This window comes from Pseudomonas sp. NPDC096950, assembly GCF_044762525.1.
Classification (GTDB): domain Bacteria; phylum Pseudomonadota; class Gammaproteobacteria; order Pseudomonadales; family Pseudomonadaceae; genus Aquipseudomonas.
Map to the genome: position 1 here is coordinate 1 of NZ_JBIWEL010000027.1, position 2,740 is coordinate 2,740.

At 58.6% G+C, this 2,740-nt stretch carries 4 protein-coding genes; all 4 read left to right on the forward strand.

Translation table 11 applies throughout. From position 1 onward, the window contains the following. The first annotated feature begins 115 nt into the window (after positions 1–115). Positions 116–466 (forward strand): 50S ribosomal protein L19, encoded by a 351-nt coding sequence (rplS, locus tag ACIQY3_RS28890; RefSeq protein WP_003175895.1) that lies wholly within the window; start codon positions 116–118, stop codon positions 464–466. 180 nt (positions 467–646) lie between these two features. Then, positions 647–1,543, forward strand: a complete 897-nt coding sequence (gene xerD, locus ACIQY3_RS28895; protein ID WP_403026661.1) for a site-specific tyrosine recombinase XerD — start codon at positions 647–649, stop codon at positions 1,541–1,543. Positions 1,544–1,798: 255 nt separating this feature from the next. Next, complete coding sequence (gene dsbC, locus ACIQY3_RS28900; RefSeq protein WP_403026663.1) at positions 1,799–2,530, forward strand: bifunctional protein-disulfide isomerase/oxidoreductase DsbC; 732 nt, start codon at positions 1,799–1,801, stop codon at positions 2,528–2,530. A gap of 131 nt (positions 2,531–2,661) precedes the next feature. Beyond that, on the forward strand, positions 2,662–2,740 hold a 79-nt coding region (locus ACIQY3_RS28905; protein WP_403026848.1), incomplete at its 3' end, for a hypothetical protein.

The following is a 2,740-nucleotide window of genomic DNA, read 5'->3' on the forward strand; positions in this document are numbered from 1 at the left end:
AAGCCGCTCGCTTTCTGGAGAAGAGAAGAAGCTGCTCGAGGAATACATCCGCGAGCGGGACGATAGTTAACAACGTATCGATGGTAAATCCGACGATTTACCTTAGGAGCACAGCATGACTAACAAAATCATTCTTGCACTCGAAGCAGAGCAGATGACCAAAGAGATCCCTACCTTTGCCCCGGGCGACACTATTGTCGTTCAGGTGAAAGTGAAGGAAGGCGACCGTTCGCGTCTGCAAGCGTTCGAAGGTGTTGTTATCGCCAAGCGTAACCGCGGCGTAAACAGTGCATTCACCGTTCGCAAAATCTCCAACGGTGTTGGCGTAGAGCGTACTTTCCAGACCTACAGCCCGCAAATCGACAGCATGGCCGTTAAACGTCGCGGTGACGTACGTAAAGCCAAGCTGTACTACCTGCGTGACCTGTCCGGTAAAGCAGCTCGCATCAAGGAAAAACTGGCTTAAGTCCAGCTTCCGATGCAAAAAAAGCAGCCTGCGGGCTGCTTTTTTGTTGCCTGCGATTTACCTGTGGGAGCGTGGCTTGCCCGCGAATCGATCTACCCGTCACTGCAATAACATCAGGCACTGTAAAGCCCCGTCCGGCTATGAAAGACTTAGCCCCGGATTCCCGCTACCTGAGCCTCTATGCCCGCCATCGACCATCCCCTGATAGACCAATTCCTCGACGCGCTGTGGCTGGAAAAAGGCCTCTCTGATAACACCCGCGATGCCTATCGCAGTGACCTGGCACTGTTCAACGGTTGGCTACAGGAAAAAAACCTCGAGCTGATCAACGCCGGTCGTGAATTGATCCTCGATCACCTGGCCTGGCGCCTGGAGCAAAACTACAAACCCCGCTCCACCGCACGATTTCTCTCCGGTGTACGTGGGTTTTATCGCTATCTGTTGCGGGAAAAGTTGATCGCGGTCGATCCGACCTTACGTGTCGACATGCCGCAACTGGGTAGGCCGTTGCCCAAATCCCTGTCGGAAGCTGATGTGGAGGCACTGTTAAACGCCCCGGATCTGAGCGAAGCCATCGGCCAACGGGATCGCGCCATGCTGGAAGTGCTGTACGCCTGCGGCCTGCGGGTTACCGAGCTGATTAGCCTGACCCTTGAACAGGTCAACCTGCGTCAGGGTGTACTGCGGGTGATGGGCAAAGGCAGCAAGGAGCGGCTGGTGCCGATGGGCGAGGAGGCGATTGTCTGGGTCGAACGTTATCTGCGCGACGGCCGTGGCGAACTGCTCGGCGGGCGGCCCAGCGATGTGATGTTCCCCAGCCAGCGCGGCGAACAGATGACCCGCCAGACCTTCTGGCATCGGATCAAGCACCAGGCCAAAGTCGCCGGGATCAGCAAGTCGCTGTCGCCACATACCCTGCGCCACGCCTTCGCCACGCACCTGCTCAACCACGGCGCCGACCTGCGGGTGGTGCAAATGCTGCTCGGCCACAGCGACCTGTCGACCACCCAGATCTACACTCACGTTGCCCGCGCGCGGTTGCAGGACCTGCACGCCAAACACCACCCACGCGGCTGACCGTGTCCCTTGTGGGAGCGGGCTTGCTCGCGAAAGCGGGGTGTCATTCAGCAATGATGTCAGCTGACCCACCGCGTTCGCGAGCAAGCCCGCTCCCACAGAAAAGGGGGACATCCTTGATGTCGTGTATCAGGCCCATTCGGCCCCACCAGCCTTATGTGGTAGGCTTTGCCGGTTTGCACGATGGGCGATTATGACCCGGTGTTTCGGCACGGGCGTTCTGATCGTCCCATTTGTCCGCCTTCAGGAGTTCTCATGCGTCTGACCCAGATTTTCGCCGCCGCAGCCATTGCGTTGGTCAGCACCTTTGCCGTCGCCGATGACGCGGCCGACAAAGCGATTCGTAAAAGCCTGGAAAGCCTCCAGCTCGAAACCCCGATCGAAGCCATCAGCGCGAGCCCGCTGGCCGGCCTGTACGAAGTCAAACTCAAAGGCAGTCGCGTGCTCTACGCCAGCGCCGATGGCCAGTACGTGATGCAGGGCTACATGTTCCAGCTCAAGGACGGCAAACCGGTCAACCTGACCGAGAAGACCGAGCGCCTGGGCGTTTCCAAACTGATCAACGAGATTCCGGTCGCGGAAACCGTGGTCTACCCGGCCATCGGCGAAACCAAGTCGCACATCACCGTGTTCACCGACACCACCTGCCCGTACTGCCACAAGCTGCACGCCGAAGTGCCTGAGCTGAACAAGCGCGGCATCGAAGTGCGTTATGTGGCGTTCCCGCGCCAGGGCCTGGGCTCGCCGGGTGACGAACAACTGCAAGCGGTCTGGTGCTCCAAGGACAAGAAAGCGGCCATGGACAAGATGGTCGACGGCAAGGAAATCAAGGCCGCCAAGTGCGATAACCCGGTTTCCAAACAATTCGCCCTTGGTCAATCGATCGGTGTCAATGGTACGCCGGCCATCGTTTTGGCTGACGGTCAGGTAATTCCGGGCTACCAGCCTGCGCCACAAGTCGCCAAACTGGCACTGGGCGCGAAATAATTCGCATCGTCACGGTCAGCCTTTGACGATCATGGTCCGGCGGTCACCCGCCAGGCCATTAATAGAGAGCCGCTAGCATGCGGCTGTTTTCACGGCCGACCTTGCGTCGGCCGTTTTATGGGGAGTTCACAGTGAAACCGGTCAAAGTAGGCATCTGTGGGTTAGGGACCGTCGGTGGCGGAACCTTCAACGTACTTCAGCGCAACGCCG

Coding starts and splice junctions, on each gene's coding strand:
- rplS (WP_003175895.1), top strand. CDS start 116: ATGACTAACAAAATCATTCTTGCACTCGAAGCAGAGCAGATGACCAAA.
- dsbC (WP_403026663.1), top strand. CDS start 1,799: ATGCGTCTGACCCAGATTTTCGCCGCCGCAGCCATTGCGTTGGTCAGC.
- xerD (WP_403026661.1), top strand. CDS start 647: ATGCCCGCCATCGACCATCCCCTGATAGACCAATTCCTCGACGCGCTG.